The sequence below is a fragment of the Micromonospora sp. NPDC049529 genome, from assembly GCF_055586685.1.
Genome location: NZ_JBVJHT010000007.1, coordinates 248,790 through 266,163 on the forward strand (window position 1 = coordinate 248,790; position 17,374 = coordinate 266,163).

The following is a 17,374-nucleotide window of genomic DNA, read 5'->3' on the forward strand; positions in this document are numbered from 1 at the left end:
CCCCGGGCGAAGGTGCCCGATGGGCTGTGAATAGTGTGAATTTCGTTAACCGAGGGCAGGGAAGGACGAGCAGGAGAAGAGATGTCGCTCTCGCCTTACGTACCCATCATCGGGCTCATGGCCCTCGCCGCGGCGTTCGCGCTGTTCTCCGTCGGCGCCGCGCGGTTCGCCGGTCCGCTGCGTTACAACAAGGCCAAGCTCGAGGCGTACGAGTGCGGCATCGAGCCGAGCCCGCAGCCTCCGGGCGGCGGTCGGTTCCCGATCAAGTTCTACCTGACCGCGATGCTCTTCATCATCTTCGATATCGAGATCATCTTCCTCTTCCCGTGGGCGGTCGTGTTCGACTCGCTGCCCATCTTCGGCTTCGTGGAGATGGTGCTGTTCATCGTCGCGGTCTTCGTCGCGTACGCCTATGTCTGGCGGCGCGGCGGCCTGGACTGGGACTGAGGGAGGACGTCAGATGGGTATCGAAGAGAAGCTCCCCGCCGGTGTCCTGCTCACCTCGGTGGAGAAGCTGGTCAACTGGTCCCGCAAGTCGTCGGTCTGGGGCGCGACCTTCGGCCTCGCCTGCTGCGCCATCGAGATGATGGCGGCCGGCGGCCCGCACTACGACATGGGCCGCTGGGGCATGGAGGTCTTCCGGGCCTCGCCGCGCCAGGCCGACCTGATGATCGTGGCCGGCCGGGTCAGCCAGAAGATGGCCCCGGTGCTGCGCCAGATCTACGACCAGATGGCCGAGCCCCGCTGGGTGCTGTCGATGGGCGTCTGCGCCAGCAGCGGCGGCATGTTCAACAACTACGCCATCGTGCAGGGCGTCGACCACATCGTCCCGGTCGACATGTACCTGCCCGGCTGCCCGCCCCGGCCGGAGATGCTGATCGACGCGATCCTGAAGCTCCGCGAGAAGATCATGCACGAGCCGCTCGGTCCGAACGGCCGCAAGATGCTTGAGGCCCGCATCGCCCGTGGTGACGTGCCGGTGGTGCCGTACGGCTCGATGCCGTCGTCGTACCGGTCCGACAAGGCCCGGCGGGCCGAGTGGACGCAGGCGGTTCGCGAGGGCCGCGAGGAACAGCTCCGGATCGAGAACTGGATGAACGCACAGAACCACATCACCGGGGGTGTCAAGCCGTGACCACGCCCAGTGACAAGCCCGGTAACGGCGTACCGGTGGCCGCGCCGCCGGTCGGTGCGACCAGCGGTGCCCCCGCCGAACACCCGCCGGCCAGCCCGGCCGGGCAGGGCATGTTCGGCATCCACGGCTCGGGCGACACCTCCGGCTTCGGTGGCCTGGTCCGCCGGCACGTCGGCCTGGTCGACAGCCCGCGCCCGTACGGCGGCTACTTCGACGAGGTACGGGACGCGCTCGAAGAGGCGTACCCGGCGTTCGCCGACGCGATCGAGAAGATCGTGGTCGACCGGGGCGAGCTGACCCTGCACGTACGGTCGGAGCGGATCGCCGAGGTCTGCCAGGTGCTCCGCGACGACCGGGCGCTCCGGTTCGAGCTCTGCTCCTCGGTCTCCGGCGTCGACTACCTCGGCACCGACGACCGCCGGCTGCACATCGTCTACGAGCTGACCTCGATGACCTACCGGCGGCGGATCCGGCTGGAGGTCGCCGTGACGGCCGAGGAACCGCACCTGCCCAGCATCACGTCGACCTACCCGACGGCCGACTGGCAGGAGCGCGAGGCGTACGACATGTTCGGCGTGATCTTCGACGGGCACCCCGCCCTGACCAGGATCCTCATGCCGGACGACTGGGAGGGACACCCCCAGCGCAAGGACTACCCGCTCGGTGGCGTGCCGGTCGAGTACAAGGGCGCCGAGATCCCACCGCCCGACAAGCGGAGGAGTTACCAGTAATGACCACTCCCGGATACGCGGCTGAGCGCGAGACCACCGAGGGCCGGGTCTTCACCGTCACCGGTGGCGACTGGGACACCGTGGTGGCCGGCCACGACCCGATCGCCGACGAGCGGATCGTGGTCAACATGGGTCCGCAGCACCCGTCCACGCACGGCGTGCTGCGGCTGGTGCTGGAGCTTGAGGGCGAGACGGTCCGCGAGGCCCGCACCGTCGTCGGTTACCTGCACACCGGCATCGAGAAGAGCCTGGAGTACCGCAACTGGGTACAGGGCTCGACCTTCGTGACCCGCATGGACTACCTGGCTCCGATCTTCAACGAGACGGCGTACAGCCTGGCGGTGGAGAAGCTGCTCGGCATCACCGACCAGATCACCGAGCGGGCGACCACCATCCGGGTGCTCATGATGGAGCTGAACCGGATCGCCTCGCACCTGGTCTGGCTCGGCACCACCGGGCTGGAACTCGGTGCCATCTCCATCATGCTGTACGGCTTCCGCGAGCGTGAGTACATTCTCGACATCTTCGAGATGATCACCGGTTTGCGGATGAACATGGCGTACGTCCGCCCCGGCGGTGTCGCCCAGGACGTGCCGGACGCGGCGATCGTCAAGATCCGCGAGTTCCTGAAGATGATGCCGCAGCGGCTCAAGGAGTACGAGGACCTGCTCTCCGGGCAGCCGATCTGGATCGAGCGGACCAAGAACGTGGCCGTGCTCGACGTGACCGGTTGTGTCGCGCTCGGCGTCACCGGTCCGGTGCTCCGCTCGGCCGGACTGCCCTGGGACCTGCGCAAGACGATGCCGTACTGCGGCTACGAGACGTACGAGTTCGACGTGCCGACCTCGACCGACGCCGACGTGTGGGGTCGCTACCAGGTCCGGCTCGGCGAGATCCGCGAGTCGCTCAAGCTGGTCGAGCAGGCGCTGGACCGGCTCCGGCCCGGCCCCATCATGGTGGCCGACAAGAAGATCGCCTGGCCGGCGCAGCTGGCCATCGGCGTCGACGGCATGGGCAACTCCCTCGAACACGTGGCGAAGATCATGGGTCAGTCGATGGAGTCGCTGATCCACCACTTCAAGCTCGTCACCGAGGGCTTCCGGGTGCCGCCGGGCCAGGTCTACGTCGCGATCGAGGCGCCCCGCGGCGAGCTGGGCGTACACGCGGTCTCGGACGGCGGGACCCGGCCCTACCGGGTGCACTACCGCGAGCCGAGCTTCGTCAACCTGCAGGCCATCCCGGCGATGGCCGAGGGTGGTCTGATCGCGGACGTGATCGCGGGCGGTGCCTCTCTGGATCCGGTGATGGGTGGGTGTGATCGCTAGTGGCCTTCAGTGAAGAGACGTACGGGCGGGCGCGGGAGATCATCGCCCGCTACCCGGCCGACCGGTCCCGCTCGGCGCTGCTGCCGCTGCTGCACCTGGTCCAGTCCGAGGAGGGTTACGTATCCCCGGCCGGCGTGTCGTTCTGCGCCGAGGTCCTCGGCCTGAACAAGGCGCAGGTCGGCGCGGTGGCGACCTTCTACACGATGTACAAGCGCCGGCCGACCGGGGACTACCTGGTCAGCGTCTGCACCAACACGATGTGCAACGTGCTCGGTGGGCAGAAGGTCTACGACGCCCTCTCCGAGCACCTCGGTGTCGGGCACGACGAGACCACCGCCGACGGCACGATCACCCTGGAACACGCCGAGTGCCTGGCAGCGTGCGACTACGGCCCGGTGATGACGGTCAACTACGACTTCTTCGACAAGGTCGACCCGGACAGCGCGGTCGGCGTGGTCAACGAGCTGCGCGCCGGGAACCGGCCGATGCCGACCCGTGGGGCCCGGCTCTGCACGCTCAAGGAGATGTCGCTGCAACTCGCCGGCTTCGCCGACGAGCGCGAGGGCGCGGTGGCCGACGGACCGGCCGGTGACGCGACACTGCGCGGGCTGCGGCTGGCCGAGCAGCACGGCATCTCGGTGCCGGGCTTCGACCCGAACACCCCGATCAAGAGCACGAAGGCCGCGGCCGCACCGGCCCCGGCCACCACCCGGCCGGCCGCCGCCACCGGCACCACCGCGCCGGATCTGCCGGCACCGGACCAGAAGTCGCCGCAGTTGCGTACCGCGGAGACCCGCGCGCCGGACGCGAAGACGCCGGCACCGGACGCGCCGGGGGTCGCCACCCCGGTCGACGGCGAACCGCCGGTACCGGCGGACGCCCAGGCCGCCGCCGAGGCCGGCGCCGCCACCAACAAGCCGGCCAGCGATGGCAAGCCGGCCGGTGACGACGCCGAGCAGCAGCAGCGTTCGTTGAAGGAGGCTCAATCATGAGTACGCCTCGGCCGGAGACGCTGGCGAAGCTGACTCCGGTGCTGACCAAGCGCTGGCTCTCGCCGGACGCCTGGAAACTCGACGTCTACCAGAAGCTCGACGGTTACGCCGCGATGCGCAAGGCGCTCGCCGCCCACCCGGACGACCTGATCCAGCTCATCAAGGACTCGGGTCTGCGGGGGCGCGGCGGTGCCGGCTTCCCCACCGGACTCAAGTGGGGCTTCATCCCGCAGGGTGACGGCAAGCCGCACTACCTGGTGGTCAACGCGGACGAGGGCGAGCCCGGCACCTGCAAGGACCTGCCACTGATGACCCACGATCCGCACTCGCTGATCGAGGGCGTGATCATCGCGTCGTACGCGATCCGGGCCAGCCGTGCCTACATCTACATCCGGGGCGAGGCGGTGCACGCCGCCCGGCGGCTGCGCAACGCGGTCGCCGAGGCGAAGCGCGCCGGCTACCTCGGCACCAACATCCTCGGCACCGGGTTCGACCTGGAACTGGTGGTGCACAGCGGTGCCGGGGCGTACATCTGCGGCGAGGAAACGGCACTGCTCGACTCGCTTGAGGGCTTCCGGGGCCAGCCCCGGCTGCGCCCGCCGTTCCCGGCCACGCACGGCCTCTACGCGGCGCCGACCGTGGTCAACAACGTCGGCACCATCGCCAGCGTGCCGTACATCGTGCTCGGCGGGGCCGACTGGTGGAAGAGCATGGGTACGGAGAAGTCGTCCGGCCCGATGATCTACTCGCTCTCCGGTCGGGTGGTCAACCCCGGCCAGTACGAGGCCGGTCTCGGCATCACCCTGCGCGAGCTGATCGAGCTGGCCGGCGGCATGCTCCCCGGTCATCAGCTCCGGTTCTGGACCCCGGGTGGCTCGTCGACGCCGCTGCTCGCGGCGGAGCACATCGACGTGCCGCTGGACTTCGAGGGAGTGGCGGCCGCCGGTTCGATCCTCGGCACCACCGCCACGCAGATCTTCTCCGACCAGGACTGCCCGGTCTACGCGACCTACCGGTGGCTGGAGTTCTACCACCACGAGTCGTGCGGCAAGTGCACCCCGTGCCGGGAGGGCAACTACTGGATGGTCCGGGTCTACCGCCGGATCCTCTCCGGAGCGGGCACCCAGGAGGACCTGGACACCCTGCTCGACACCTGTGACAACATCCTCGGCCGCTCGTTCTGCGGTCTGGGCGACGGCGCGACCAGCCCGGTGACCTCGTCCCTGCAGTACTTCAAGCAGGACTACCTCGACTACATCGAGGGGCGCACCGCGCCGAAGCTGTCGGACAAGCAGTTGGTGGGGGCGCACTGATGACCGACCTGAAGGCTGTCAACCCGGCCGGTGCCGTCGCGCCGGTGGAGACGGTGACGCTGACCATCGACGGCATCGAGGTGACCGCGCCCAAGGGCACGCTGCTCATCCGGGCCGCCGAGACGCTCGGCATCGAGATCCCCCGGTTCTGCGACCACCCGCTGCTCGCGCCCGCCGGGGCGTGCCGGCAGTGTCTGGTCGACGTGGAGGGCCAGCGCAAGCCGGTCGCCTCGTGCACCCAGACGGTCGCCCAGGGCATGGTGGTCAAGACCCAGCTCACCTCCCCGGTCGCCAAGAAGGCGCAGGAGGGGATCATGGAGCTGCTCCTGGTCAACCACCCGCTGGACTGCCCGATGTGTGACAAGGGCGGCGAGTGCCCGCTCCAGAACCAGGCGATGTCGACCGGCCGCCCCGAGACCCGCTTCCACGAGACCAAGCGGGAATACGAGAAGCCGATCAACATCTCCTCCCAGGTGCTGCTCGACCGCGAGCGCTGCGTGCTCTGCCAGCGCTGCACCCGGTTCTCCGAGGAGATCGCCGGGGACAAGTTCATCGACCTGATGGACCGCTCCTCCGGCGAGCAGATCAACGTCTACCGGGACGAGGTCTACGGCGGCGAGGGCGACGGCAGCGGCCGCGACTCCGGCGGTGCCGGTGACGTCCCGTTCAACTCGTACTTCTCCGGCAACACGGTGCAGATCTGCCCGGTCGGCGCGCTGACCGGAGCCCAGTACCGGTTCCGGGCCCGCCCGTTCGACCTGGTCTCCACCCCGAGCGTGTGCGAGCACTGCTCCGCCGGCTGCGCCCAGCGCACCGACCACCGCCGCGGCAAGGTGCAGCGCCGGCTGGCCGGCGACGACGCCGCGGTGAACGAGGAGTGGAACTGCGACAAGGGCCGCTGGGGCTTCCGCTACAGCACCGCCACCGAACGGCTCACCAACCCGCTGATCCGGGACGCGAAAACCGGTGAACTGCGGGAAGCCTCCTGGAGCGAGGCGTTCGCCTTCGCCGCCGAGGGGCTGCGGCTGGCCCGTGACGGCGCGTACGGCATCGGCGTGCTCACCGGCGGCCGGCTCACGGTCGAGGACGCGTACGCGTACGCGAAGTTCGCCCGGGTGGCGCTGAACACCAACGACATCGACTTCCGGGCCCGCCCGGTCTCCGCCGAGGAGACCCAGTTCCTGGCGAGCAACGTGGCCGGCGTGACCGACGTGACGTACGCCGACATCGAGGCGGCGCCGACGGTGGTGCTGGCCGGGCTGGAGCCGGAGGAGGAGTGCCCGATCCTCTTCCTGCGGCTGCGTAAGGCGTACCAGAAGAAGGGCCTCAAGGTCTACGCGCTGGCGCCGTTCGCCACCCGTGGGCTGGAGAAGCTCGGCGCCAAGCTCGCCCGGGTGGTACCGGGTGAGGAGGCGCAGGTGCTGGCCGAGCACGACACGGTCGCCGAGGCGCTGAGCCAGCCGGGCGCGATCCTGTTCGTCGGCGAGCGGCTCGCCTCCGTACCGGGCGGGCTCTCCGCCGCCGCGGCGGTCGCCGAGCGTACCGGTGCGAAGCTGGCCTGGGTGCCGCGGCGAGCGGGCGACCGGGGCGCGGTCGACGCCGGCTGCCTGCCCAACCTGCTTCCCGGCGGACGCCCGGTGAGCGACCCCGGCGCGCGGGCCGAACTGGCCGGCTCCTGGGACGTGGCCGCCGGGGTCATCCCCAGCCAGACCGGTCGGGACACCGACCAGATCATCGCCGCGGTCGCCGCCGACAAGATCGGCGCGCTGGTGGTGGCCGGGGTCGACCCGGCCGACCTGGCCGACCCGCGACTGGCCGAGGAAGCCCTGGAGAAGGTGCAGTTCCTGATCAGCCTGGAGATCAAGGGCGGACCGGTCACCCGCCGCGCCGACGTGGTCTTCCCGGTCGCCCCGGTGGTCGAGAAGGCCGGTAGCTTCCTCGACTGGGAGGGCCGGCTGCGCACCTTCGACGCCGTGCTCGACACCACCGCGATGACCGACGCCCGGGTGCTCGACGCGCTCGCCGCGCAGCTCGGGGTCACCCTCGGTGCGGGCGATGTCAACAGCATCCGCCGCGAGCTGGGCGGACTGCCGGTGACCCGGGCGCAGCGCCCGGCCAGCCCGGCGGTCGAGCCGGCCGCACCGGCGACGGTCGGCGCGGACGAGGCGGTGCTCGCCACCTGGCACCACCTGATCGACCTGGGCACCCTGACCGAGGGCGACGCGCAGCTCGGCGGCACCGCCCGCCCGCCGGTGGTCCGGCTCGGCAAGGCCGCTGCCGAGGCGCTCGGCGCGGTCGACGGCGACGCCGTCACGGTCGGCACCGACCGGGGCGCGCTGACCCTGCCGCTGGAGATCACCGACATGCCCGACGGGGTGGTCTGGCTGCCGACCAACTCGCCCGGCTCGACGGTCCGGCGCAGCCTCGGCGCCACCTCCGGCGCGATCGTCCGGCTGTCCACAGGCAGTGGAAGAGGTGCACAGTGAGGCTCGACTATCTGGCCCAGGATCCCACCCTTGCCGACTTCGGCAAGGACACCTGGTGGCTGGTGCTGCTCAAGATTGTCCTCGCCTTCGTCTTCGCGGTGCTCGCCACCCTGCTCGGGGTCTGGTTCGAGCGCCGGGTCGTCGGCCGGATGCAGGTGCGTCCGGGCCCGAACCAGGTGGGCCCCTTCGGTCTGCTGCAGACCCTCGCCGACGGTCTCAAGATGGCCTTCAAGGAGGACATCCTGCCGAAGGCGTCGGACAAGGTGGTGTTCTTCTTCGCGCCGACCATCTCGGTGATCAGCGCGGTGACGGTGCTGTCGGTCGTCCCGTTCGGACCGATGGTCAGCATCTTCGGTGAGCGGACGCCGTTGCAGGTCACCGACGTGCCGGTAGCCGTCCTGGTGATCCTGGCCTGCTCCGCGATGGGCGTCTACGGCATCGTGCTCGGTGGCTGGGCCTCCGGCTCGACGTACCCGCTGCTCGGCGGTCTCCGGTCCAGCGCCCAGATGATCTCGTACGAGGTGGCGATGGGGCTCTCCATCGTCGCCGTCTTCATGAGCGCCGGCACCATGTCGACCAGCGGGATCGTCGCCGCCCAGGCCGGCAACTCGGCGGCGAGCTGGGACATCTTCGGCTGGCACCCGACCGCGCCGAGCTGGTACGCGCTGCTGCTCTTCCCGAGCTTCATCATCTTCTTCATCGCCGTGGTCGGCGAGACCAACCGGGCGCCGTTCGACCTGCCCGAGGCGGAGTCGGAGCTGGTCGCCGGCTTCATGACCGAGTACAGCTCGCTGAAGTTCGCGCTCTTCATGCTCTCCGAGTACGTCGCCATGGTGAGCATGTCGGCGGTGACCGTCACGCTCTTCCTGGGCGGCTGGCGGGCGCCGTGGCCGATCACCTTCTGGGACGGGGCCAACTCCGGTTGGTGGCCGCTGCTCTGGTTCATGGTCAAGGTGATCCTGCTGGTCTTCGTCTTCGTCTGGCTGCGTGGCACGCTGCCCCGGCTGCGGTACGACCAGTTCATGCGGTTCGGCTGGAAGGTGCTGCTGCCGATCAACCTGGTCTGGATCCTGGCGCTGGCCGGCATCCGCTCGGTCGACGGCCGTGGTGCGACCGACCGCTGGATCATCTTCGGTGTGGTGCTGCTGGTCCTGCTGCTGATCGTGCTCTTCTGGCCGAGCCGCAAGCCGGAGCCGACCGAGACCCTGCAACAGCAGGTGCGTAACCGGCCCACCGGCAGCTTCCCGCTGCCCCCGATGGACCTGCAGGTCCCGCCGAGTCCGCGGCTCAAGCGCGCGGTCGCCGAGCGGGAGCCGGCCAACGTTGTTGCCGGCGCGGACGAGAAGGAGGTGTGACGTGGGCGCGATCTCGGGCACGTTCAAGGGTTTCGGGGTCACCTTCTCGCACATGTTCAAGAAGGTGGTCACCACCGACTACCCGTTCAAGCCACCGGTCTCCGCTCCCCGCTACCACGGGCGGCACATCCTCAACCGGCACCCGGACGGGCTGGAGAAGTGCATCGGCTGCGAGCTGTGCGCCTGGGCCTGCCCGGCGGACGCGATCTACGTGGAGGGTGGCGACAACACCGAGGAGCAGCGCTTCTCGCCCGGTGAGCGGTACGCCAGCACCTACCAGATCAACTACGCCCGGTGCATCTTCTGCGGGCTCTGTATCGAGGCCTGCCCGACCCGCTCGTTGACCATGAGCAACGAGTACGAGTTGGCGCGGGACAACCGGCAGGACCTGATCTTCACCAAGGAACAACTGCTCGCGCCGCTGCTGCCGGGCATGGAGCAGCCGCCGCACCCGATGCGGCTCGGGGACACCGAGAAGGACTACTACGTCGGTGCGCTGACCAACCCGGGTACGTCGGCCGGCGCCGAACGGGCGCCCTGGTCCGAAACCGGCACGGTGGACGGCTCCGGCGCGACTGGAGACAAGTGATGACGACGCAGACGGTGCTCGCCGCGGCCGGTGACGTCTCCACCGGCGAGGCGGTGACCTTCTGGATCCTCGCCCCGCTCGCCCTGATCGGCGGGATCGGCATGGTCGCGGCCCGCAACGCCGTGCACTCGGCGCTCTGGCTGGTGCTGACCATGCTCTGCCTGGGCGTGTTCTACGTGCTCCAGGCCGGGCCGTTCATCGGCATGGTGCAGATCATCGTCTACACCGGCGCGATCATGATGCTGTTCCTGTTCGTGCTGATGCTGGTCGGCCGGGACGCCTCGGACTCGCTGATCGAGACGCTGCGCGGCCAGCGGGTCGCCGCGATCGCCCTCGGCCTCGGCTTCGCCGCGCTGGTGGCGACCGGGGTCTACCGGGCCGTACACGGCACGACAGTGGTCGGGCTGGACGAGGCGAACGCCGACGGCAACGTCCAGGGCATCGCCGCGCTGCTGTTCACCAAGTACGTCTTCGCCTTCGAGATCACCTCGGCGCTGCTGATCACCGCGGCGGTCGGGGCGATGGTGCTGGCTCACGTCGAGCGGCGCAAGGGCGAGCGGATGGACCAGGTGGCGACCATGAAGGCCCGCTTCGCTCCGGGTAACTACCCCGGCCCGAAGCCCGGCCCCGGTGTCTTCGCCACCTCAAGCTCGGTCGCCACCCCCGGCCTTCTGCCGGACGGAACGCTCAGCGAGCGCAGCGTGCCCGAGATCCTCCCGACGCGGGAGTTGTCCGCGTCGGAGACCGCGCTGAAGGGGACCGAGAAATGAGTCCTGACTACTACCTGGTCCTCGCCACGGTGTTGTTCACCATCGGCGCGGTCGGGGTGCTGATCCGACGCAACGCGATCGTGCTGTTCATGTGCGTCGAGCTGATGCTCAACGCCGCCAACCTGGCACTGGTCACCTTCAGTCGGATCAACGGCGACCTCAACGGCCAGATCATGGCGTTCTTCGTGATGGTGGTCGCCGCGGCCGAGGTTGTGGTCGGGCTCGCGATCATCATGTCGATCTTCCGGACTCGACGCTCCGCGAGCGTCGACGACGCCAACCTGCTGAAGTACTAAAGGGGCCCTGGAGTGGAAGAGACTGTGGAGTACGCCCAGGCCACGGGGCTACTGAGCAGCGTGTGGCTGCTGGTGGCCATCCCGCTGGCCAGCGCGGCGATCCTCCTGCTGCTCGGCCGGCGGGCCGACCGGTGGGGTCACTGGCTGGGGGTGGCGAGTGTCGGTGCCGCCTTCGTACTTGGCCTGACCTATTTCTTCCAGCTGCGCGGCCTGGACAACAAGTCCGTCGAGAGCAGCCTCTGGGAGTTCATCTCGGTCGGCAATTTCAAGGTCGACTTCGGCCTGCTCTTCGACCCGCTGTCCGGGGTCTTCGTGCTGCTGATCACCGGCGTGGGTTTCCTGATCCACGTGTACGCGGTCGGTTACATGGAGCACGACCCGGGCCGGCGCCGGTTCTTCGCGTACTTCAACCTGTTCGTCGCCGCGATGCTGATGCTCGTGCTCGGCAACAACTACGTGATGCTCTACTTCGGCTGGGAGGGCGTCGGTCTGGCGTCGTACCTGCTGATCTCCTTCTGGTACGGGCGGCCGTCCGCCGCCACCGCCGGTAAGAAGGCGTTCCTGATGAACCGGGTCGGCGACGCCGGCCTGGCGATCGCGATCTTCATCATGTTCGCCAGCTTCGGCACCACCCAGTACAACGAGGTCTTCAACGGGGTGATCGGCGGCATCGACGCCGGCAGTCTGGCCGGCGGCACCGTACTGGCGATGGGGTTGCTGCTCCTGCTCGGCGCGGCCGGCAAGTCCGGTCAGTTCCCGCTCCAGGCCTGGTTGCCGGACGCGATGGAGGGCCCCACCCCGGTCTCCGCCCTGATCCACGCCGCGACCATGGTGACCGCGGGCGTCTACCTGATCGCCCGGTCCAACCCGATCTTCTCCGCCGACCACACGCTCCAGACCGTGGTGGTCAGCGTCGGTGCGCTCACCCTGCTGATGGGCTGCATCATCGGCGCGGCCAAGGACGACATCAAGCGGGTCCTCGCCTGGTCGACGGTGAGCCAGATCGGCTACATGTTCCTCGGCGTCGGGCTCGGTGGCGGGGCGTACGCGCTGGCCATCATCCACCTGCTGGCGCACGGCTTCTTCAAGGCCAACATGTTCCTCGGCGCCGGTTCGGTCATGCACGGCATGAAGGACCAGGTCGACATCCGCCGCTTCGGTGGTCTGGCCAAGTACATGAAGATCACCTGGCTCACCTTCGGGGCCGGCTGGCTGGCGATCATCGGCATGTTCCCGTTCTCGGGTTACTTCTCCAAGGAGCCGATCATCGCCGCCGCGTTCGAGCGGCACGGCTGGACCGCCTGGCTCTACGGTGGTGCGGCCCTGCTCGGCGCCGGTCTGACCGCGTTCTACATGACCCGGCTGTTCGTGCTCACCTTCCACGGTCCGAAGCGGTGGACCGAGGACATCGAGCACCCGCACGAGTCGCCGCCGCTGATGACCATCCCGCTGATCCTGCTCGGCATCGGTTCGCTCGGCGCCGGTGCGCTGCTCGCCACCTCGGTGCCGGACTGGCTCGCCCCGGCCGTGCTGCCGGAGGCCGAGGAGGGCGTGCACGGCGTGCTCTCGCACGGTGTGATCACCGCCCTGTCGCTGATCCTCACCGTGCTCGGCGCCGGCCTCGCCTGGCTGCTGTTCCGCAACGGCACCGCGCTCACGGAGCAGCCGGTCGGCCCGGTCGTACGGGCCGCGCGGCGCAACCTCTACACCGACGCGTTCAACCAGGCCGTCTTCGAGAAGCCCGGCATCTTCCTCACCCGGGCCCTGGTCTACCTCGACAACCGCGGCATCGACGGGCTCGTCAACGGGCTCGCCGCGGCGGTCGGCGGCGGCTCCGGCCGGCTGCGCCGGCTGCAGACCGGGTTCGTCCGGTCGTACGCGATGTCGATGCTCACCGGCGCCCTGCTGGTGGTGGCGGCGTTCCTGGCCCTGCAGATGGGATGGCTGGCATGACGAACGTTATTCGGTCCGTCGCCTCGCACGGACCGTGCGCTAACAACGCAGGAAAGGCCGAATAATGTTCGCCGGGGACTTTCCCTTCCTCTCCGTACTGACGGTGGCGCCGCTGGTCGGTGCCGTGATCGTGGCGTTCCTGCCACGTAGCCAGCCGGAGCTGGCCAAGCGGGTCGCGCTCGGCTGGTCGGTCGCCGTACTGGTGCTCTCGATCTTCATGTGGGTGGCGTTCCAGGCCGGTGGCGACCGACTCCAGTTCCGCGAGTCCTACTCCTGGATCCCGCGCTGGGGCGTCAACTTCACCTTCGCCGCCGACGGCATCGCGTTGGTCATGCTGATGCTGATCGCGCTGCTGGTGCCGGTGGTGATCCTGGCTAGCTGGCACGACGCGGACAAGTCGAAGCGCTCGGTGCCGGTCTACTTCGCCCTGCTGCTGCTCCTCGAATGCACGATGATCGGCGTCTTCGCCGCCGCCGACGTGTTCCTGTTCTACGTCTTCTTCGAGGTCATGCTCGTCCCGATGTACTTCCTGATCGGAAGCTACGGCGGGCACCAGCGCCAGTACGCCGCGGTGAAGTTCTTCCTCTACTCGCTGGTCGGCGGCCTGTTCATGCTCGCCGCCGTGATCGGCCTCTGGGTCGTCGGCGGGAAGACGTTCGACTGGGCGACCCTGATCCAGACGCTGCCGACGATGGACATCTCCACCGGCGTCGAGCGCTGGCTCTTCCTCGGCTTCTTCATCGCCTTCGCGATCAAGGCACCGTTCTTCCCGTTCCACACCTGGCTGCCGGACGCCGGTGGCGCCGCCCCGGTCGGCTCCGCCGCGCTGCTGGTCGGCGTGATGGACAAGGTCGGTACGTTCGGCATCCTCCGGTACTGCCTGCCGCTGTTCCCCGAGGCGTCCCGCTGGTTCGCCCCGTACGCGATCGCGCTCGCGTTGATCGGCATCATCTACGCGGCGCTGCTGGCGGTCGGCCAGAACGACCTCAAGCGCCTGGTGTCGTACACCTCGATCGCGCACTTCGGCTTCATCGGCGTCGGCATCTTCGCCTTCACCAGCCAGGCCGGCACCGGCGCGGTGCTCTACATGCTCAACCACGGCCTCGCCACCGGCCTGCTCTTCCTGGTGGTCGGCATGTTCGTCGCCCGCCGCAACTCGGCGCTGATCAGCGACTTCGGCGGGGCCGGCAAGATGGTCCCGGTGCTGGCCGGAGTGTTCTTCTTCGCCGGTCTGGCCTCGCTCGCCCTGCCCGGAACGGCCCCGTTCATCTCCGAGTTCCTGGTGCTGATCGGCACCTACACGGTGAACAAGCCGGTCGCGATCATCGCCACCCTGGGCATCATCCTGGCCGCCGCGTACGTCCTCTGGATGGTGCAGCGCACCACCCAGGGCACCCTCAACCCGGCGCTGGCCGGGGTGGAGGGCATGCGGCGTGACATCACCCTGCGGGAGAAGGTCGTGGTCGCGCCACTGATCGCGCTTCTGCTGCTGCTCGGCTTCTACCCGAAGCCGGTCACCGACGTCATCAACCCCGCCGTACAGGCCACGATGGAGAACGTCGGCAAGACCGACCCCGCTCCGACGGTCGGGCACCTTCCGGAGGCCGCAAAATGAACACGCTGCAGTTGCCCTCCATCGACTACGCGGCGCTCGCGCCGATCCTGATCCTGGTCGGCGCGGCCTGCGTCGGGATCCTGGTCGAGGCGTTCGTCCCGCGCCGCCTCCGGCACCTGGTGCAACTCGTCCTCGGGCTGGCCGCCCTGGTCGCCGCGCTGATCGTGGTGGTGGTCGAACGGACCACCCAGACGGTCACCGCCGGTGAGGCGATCGCGGTCGACGGTCCGACCCTGTTCCTCCAGGGCGCGATCATCGTGCTCGCCGCGATGGCGCTGCTGATGATCGGCGAGCGCACGCTGGAGCACGGCGGCCCGTTCGTCGCCCACGCGGCGGTCACCGTCGGCTCCGAGGAGGACCGTCGGCAGGCGGCCGAGGAGGGCGGCTCCACCGAGGTCTTCCCGCTCACCCTGTTCGCCGTCGGCGGCATGCTGCTCTTCGTCGCCGCCAACGACCTGCTCACCATGTTCATCGCGCTTGAGGTCTTCTCGCTGCCGCTCTACCTGCTCTGCGCGCTGGCCCGTCGCCGCCGGCTGCTCAGCCAGGAGGCCGCGCTCAAGTACTTCATGCTCGGCGCGTACGCCTCGGCGTTCTTCCTCTTCGGCATCGCGCTCACCTACGGCTTCACCGCCGGCATCACCAACGGCCAGCCGGGTGACGAGCCGGGCGGGGTCGACTTCGCCACCATCAGCGCCGCCGTCGCCGACTCGAACGCCAGCCGTACGCTGCTGGTCGCCGGCATCGCCCTGATCAGCATCGGCCTGCTCTTCAAGGCCGCGGCCGCGCCGTTCCACGTCTGGACCCCCGACGTCTACCAGGGCGCCCCGACGCCGGTCACCGCCTTCATGGCCGCCTGCACCAAGATCGCCGCGTTCGGCGGGCTGCTCCGGGTCCTCTATGTGGCATTCGCCGGGGCCGCCTGGGACTTCACCCCGATCCTCGGCACCGTCGCGATCCTGACCATGCTCGTCGGCGCCGTACTCGCGGTCACCCAGACCGACATCAAGCGGCTGCTCGCGTACTCGTCGGTGGCGAACGCCGGCTACCTGCTCGTCGGCGTACTCGCGCTCACCCGCGACGGCCTCTCCAGCACGATGTTCTACCTCGTCGCGTACGGCTTCACCGTGCTCGCCGCGTTCGGCGTCGTCAGCCTGGTCCGGGACGCCGACGGGGAAGCGACCCACCTGTCCCGCTGGGCCGGCCTCGGGAAGCGTTCCCCGCTCTTCGCCGGGCTGTTCACCTTCCTCCTGCTCGCCTTCGCCGGCATCCCCCTCACCAGCGGCTTCACCAGCAAGTTCGCGGTCTTCGGGGCGGCTCTCGACGGCGGCCAGACCTGGCTCGTGATCGCCGGTGTGCTGACCAGCATGATCCTCGCGTTCCCGTACCTGCGGGTCGTGGTGATGATGTGGCTCTCCGAGCCGAGCGAGTCCACCCCGACGGTGTCGCTCCCCGGCGGCCTGACCTCCGCGGCGCTCACCATCGGCGTGGTCGCCACGCTCGCCCTCGGGGTGGTTCCGGCACCACTGCTGGACCTCGCCAACGGCGCCGCAGAATTCGTGAAGTGATCGGCACCACCGCCCAGGCCCCGTACCAGCGCACGAAGGTCGCCGACCGCCCCCGGCCAGGGGTGGTCGGGCCGGTGTGGCATGGTTGAGAGCGTGGGGAGACCGGCTGACGGCCTGACGGGGATTGGGCTCGACTTTGTCGACGCGGAAGTGGAAGCGTCGGCCCTAGCGGTCCTGGCGTCGGTCGAGACCGAGCTACGGGCCAGTGTGGCGAGCGCGGATCCGCTCGTGACCGAGGCCGCCCGCCACCTGGTGGAGGCCGGCGGCAAGCGGTTCCGCCCGCTGCTGGTCGCCCTCGGCGCACAGTTCGGCGACCCGACCGCGCCGCTGGTGGTCCCGGCCGCCGTCGTGATGGAGCTCACCCACCTGGCGACGCTCTACCACGACGACGTCATGGACGAGGCCGCCGTGCGCCGTGGCGCACCGAGCGCCAACTCCCGCTGGACCAACTCCATCGCGATCCTGGTCGGCGACTACCTCTTCGCCCGCGCCGCCGACATTGCCGCCGACCTCGGCCCGGAAGCCGTACGCCTCCAGGCGCGCACCTTCGCCCGGCTGGTCCACGGCCAGATCGCCGAAACCGTCGGCGTACGCGACGGCGACGACCCGGTCAGCCACTACCTGCACGTCATCGGCGAGAAGACCGGCTCCCTGATCGCCACCTCGGCCCGGTTCGGCGGCATGTTCGGCGGCGCCATCCCGGCCCACACCGAAGCCCTCGCCGGCTACGGCGAAACCATCGGTGTCGCGTTCCAGCTCTCCGACGACCTGCTCGACATCGCCTCGGAATCCGTGCAGTCCGGCAAGACCCCCGGCACCGACCTCCGCGAGGGCGTACCGACCCTGCCTGTGCTCTACGCGCTCGCCTCCGACGATGCCGACGCCGCCTCCGTACGCCTCCGGGAGATCCTCTCCGCCGGCCCGGTCACCGACGACACCCTGCACGCCGAGGCCCTCGGGCTGCTTCGCGAGTCACCCGCCCTCAAGCGCGCCCGCGAGACCGTACGCAGCTACGCCGAGGACGCCCGCGAACGACTCTCGCCCCTGCCGAACTGCTCCGCCCGCCTGGCCCTCGAATCCCTCTGCGACTTCATCGCAGACCGTACTAGCTGACTGGCGACGGCTTCGCCGTCGCGGCTCGCTCCGCTTCGCGCCGCCCAGTGGGGGGGGGGGGGTGGTGGGGGGGGGGGGGGGGGGGGGGGTGGGTGGTCCGAGAGAAAACGAACGGAGGGGGGGGGCGGACTCAGCT

Annotated in this window: 15 protein-coding genes; all 15 read left to right on the forward strand. The window is 69.4% G+C overall.

From position 1 onward, the window contains the following. The first annotated feature begins 81 nt into the window (after positions 1-81). Positions 82-447, forward strand: a complete 366-nt coding sequence (locus ACZ6QQ_RS14525) for an NADH-quinone oxidoreductase subunit A (protein ID WP_326561449.1) — start codon at positions 82-84, stop codon at positions 445-447. Positions 448-460: 13 nt separating this feature from the next. Continuing rightward, positions 461-1,135 carry a NuoB/complex I 20 kDa subunit family protein gene (locus ACZ6QQ_RS14530; RefSeq protein WP_465876591.1) on the forward strand — a complete coding sequence of 225 codons (675 nt, stop codon included), beginning with the start codon at positions 461-463 and terminating at the stop codon, positions 1,133-1,135. Next, complete coding sequence (locus ACZ6QQ_RS14535; RefSeq protein ID WP_465876593.1) at positions 1,132-1,866, forward strand: NADH-quinone oxidoreductase subunit C; 735 nt, start codon at positions 1,132-1,134, stop codon at positions 1,864-1,866. The genes ACZ6QQ_RS14530 and ACZ6QQ_RS14535 overlap by 4 nt, the downstream gene beginning before the upstream one ends. Next, on the forward strand, positions 1,866-3,191 hold the full coding sequence (locus ACZ6QQ_RS14540; protein WP_465876594.1) for an NADH-quinone oxidoreductase subunit D: 1,326 nt from the start codon (positions 1,866-1,868) through the stop codon (positions 3,189-3,191). Before ACZ6QQ_RS14535 ends, ACZ6QQ_RS14540 begins: the two co-directional genes overlap by 1 nt. Further along, complete coding sequence (gene nuoE / locus ACZ6QQ_RS14545) at positions 3,191-4,183, forward strand: NADH-quinone oxidoreductase subunit NuoE (RefSeq protein WP_465876596.1); 993 nt, start codon at positions 3,191-3,193, stop codon at positions 4,181-4,183. Before ACZ6QQ_RS14540 ends, nuoE begins: the two co-directional genes overlap by 1 nt. Then, positions 4,180-5,496: an NADH-quinone oxidoreductase subunit NuoF gene (gene nuoF, locus ACZ6QQ_RS14550; RefSeq protein WP_465876598.1), complete on the forward strand. Its 1,317-nt coding sequence runs from the start codon at positions 4,180-4,182 to the stop codon at positions 5,494-5,496. Before nuoE ends, nuoF begins: the two co-directional genes overlap by 4 nt. Next, positions 5,496-7,982, forward strand: a complete 2,487-nt coding sequence (locus ACZ6QQ_RS14555; RefSeq protein WP_465876599.1) for an NADH-quinone oxidoreductase subunit G — start codon at positions 5,496-5,498, stop codon at positions 7,980-7,982. The genes nuoF and ACZ6QQ_RS14555 overlap by 1 nt, the downstream gene beginning before the upstream one ends. Next, positions 7,979-9,337: an NADH-quinone oxidoreductase subunit NuoH gene (gene nuoH, locus ACZ6QQ_RS14560; protein ID WP_465876601.1), complete on the forward strand. Its 1,359-nt coding sequence runs from the start codon at positions 7,979-7,981 to the stop codon at positions 9,335-9,337. Before ACZ6QQ_RS14555 ends, nuoH begins: the two co-directional genes overlap by 4 nt. A 1-nt stretch (position 9,338) precedes the next feature. Next, the gene (gene nuoI / locus ACZ6QQ_RS14565; RefSeq protein WP_465876603.1) at positions 9,339-9,926 is read left to right on the forward strand and encodes an NADH-quinone oxidoreductase subunit NuoI; all 588 of its coding nucleotides are present in this window, start codon (positions 9,339-9,341) and stop codon (positions 9,924-9,926) included. After that, positions 9,926-10,696, forward strand: a complete 771-nt coding sequence (locus ACZ6QQ_RS14570; protein WP_465876605.1) for an NADH-quinone oxidoreductase subunit J — start codon at positions 9,926-9,928, stop codon at positions 10,694-10,696. The genes nuoI and ACZ6QQ_RS14570 overlap by 1 nt, the downstream gene beginning before the upstream one ends. Continuing rightward, on the forward strand, positions 10,693-10,992 hold the full coding sequence (gene nuoK / locus ACZ6QQ_RS14575; RefSeq protein ID WP_326561439.1) for an NADH-quinone oxidoreductase subunit NuoK: 300 nt from the start codon (positions 10,693-10,695) through the stop codon (positions 10,990-10,992). Before ACZ6QQ_RS14570 ends, nuoK begins: the two co-directional genes overlap by 4 nt. A gap of 12 nt (positions 10,993-11,004) precedes the next feature. Further along, positions 11,005-12,945 carry an NADH-quinone oxidoreductase subunit L gene (gene nuoL / locus ACZ6QQ_RS14580; protein WP_465876607.1) on the forward strand — a complete coding sequence of 647 codons (1,941 nt, stop codon included), beginning with the start codon at positions 11,005-11,007 and terminating at the stop codon, positions 12,943-12,945. A 64-nt stretch (positions 12,946-13,009) separates the two neighbouring features. Next, positions 13,010-14,560 carry an NADH-quinone oxidoreductase subunit M gene (locus ACZ6QQ_RS14585; protein WP_465876609.1) on the forward strand — a complete coding sequence of 517 codons (1,551 nt, stop codon included), beginning with the start codon at positions 13,010-13,012 and terminating at the stop codon, positions 14,558-14,560. Beyond that, positions 14,557-16,125 carry an NADH-quinone oxidoreductase subunit NuoN gene (nuoN, locus tag ACZ6QQ_RS14590; protein ID WP_465876611.1) on the forward strand — a complete coding sequence of 523 codons (1,569 nt, stop codon included), beginning with the start codon at positions 14,557-14,559 and terminating at the stop codon, positions 16,123-16,125. Before ACZ6QQ_RS14585 ends, nuoN begins: the two co-directional genes overlap by 4 nt. Before the next feature lie 81 nt (positions 16,126-16,206). After that, complete coding sequence (locus ACZ6QQ_RS14595; protein WP_465876613.1) at positions 16,207-17,238, forward strand: polyprenyl synthetase family protein; 1,032 nt, start codon at positions 16,207-16,209, stop codon at positions 17,236-17,238. Positions 17,239-17,374: the final 136 nt, after the last annotated feature.

What these genes read in the sequence shown, in the direction of transcription:
- ACZ6QQ_RS14525 (WP_326561449.1), top strand. Translation starts at nt 82, where the DNA reads ATGTCGCTCTCGCCTTACGTACCCATCATCGGGCTCATGGCCCTCGCC.
- ACZ6QQ_RS14530 (WP_465876591.1), top strand. Translation starts at nt 461, where the DNA reads ATGGGTATCGAAGAGAAGCTCCCCGCCGGTGTCCTGCTCACCTCGGTG.
- ACZ6QQ_RS14540 (WP_465876594.1), top strand. Translation starts at nt 1,866, where the DNA reads ATGACCACTCCCGGATACGCGGCTGAGCGCGAGACCACCGAGGGCCGG.
- nuoF (WP_465876598.1), top strand. Translation starts at nt 4,180, where the DNA reads ATGAGTACGCCTCGGCCGGAGACGCTGGCGAAGCTGACTCCGGTGCTG.
- ACZ6QQ_RS14555 (WP_465876599.1), top strand. Translation starts at nt 5,496, where the DNA reads ATGACCGACCTGAAGGCTGTCAACCCGGCCGGTGCCGTCGCGCCGGTG.
- ACZ6QQ_RS14570 (WP_465876605.1), top strand. Translation starts at nt 9,926, where the DNA reads ATGACGACGCAGACGGTGCTCGCCGCGGCCGGTGACGTCTCCACCGGC.
- nuoK (WP_326561439.1), top strand. Translation starts at nt 10,693, where the DNA reads ATGAGTCCTGACTACTACCTGGTCCTCGCCACGGTGTTGTTCACCATC.
- ACZ6QQ_RS14585 (WP_465876609.1), top strand. Translation starts at nt 13,010, where the DNA reads ATGTTCGCCGGGGACTTTCCCTTCCTCTCCGTACTGACGGTGGCGCCG.
- nuoN (WP_465876611.1), top strand. Translation starts at nt 14,557, where the DNA reads ATGAACACGCTGCAGTTGCCCTCCATCGACTACGCGGCGCTCGCGCCG.
- ACZ6QQ_RS14595 (WP_465876613.1), top strand. Translation starts at nt 16,207, where the DNA reads ATGGTTGAGAGCGTGGGGAGACCGGCTGACGGCCTGACGGGGATTGGG.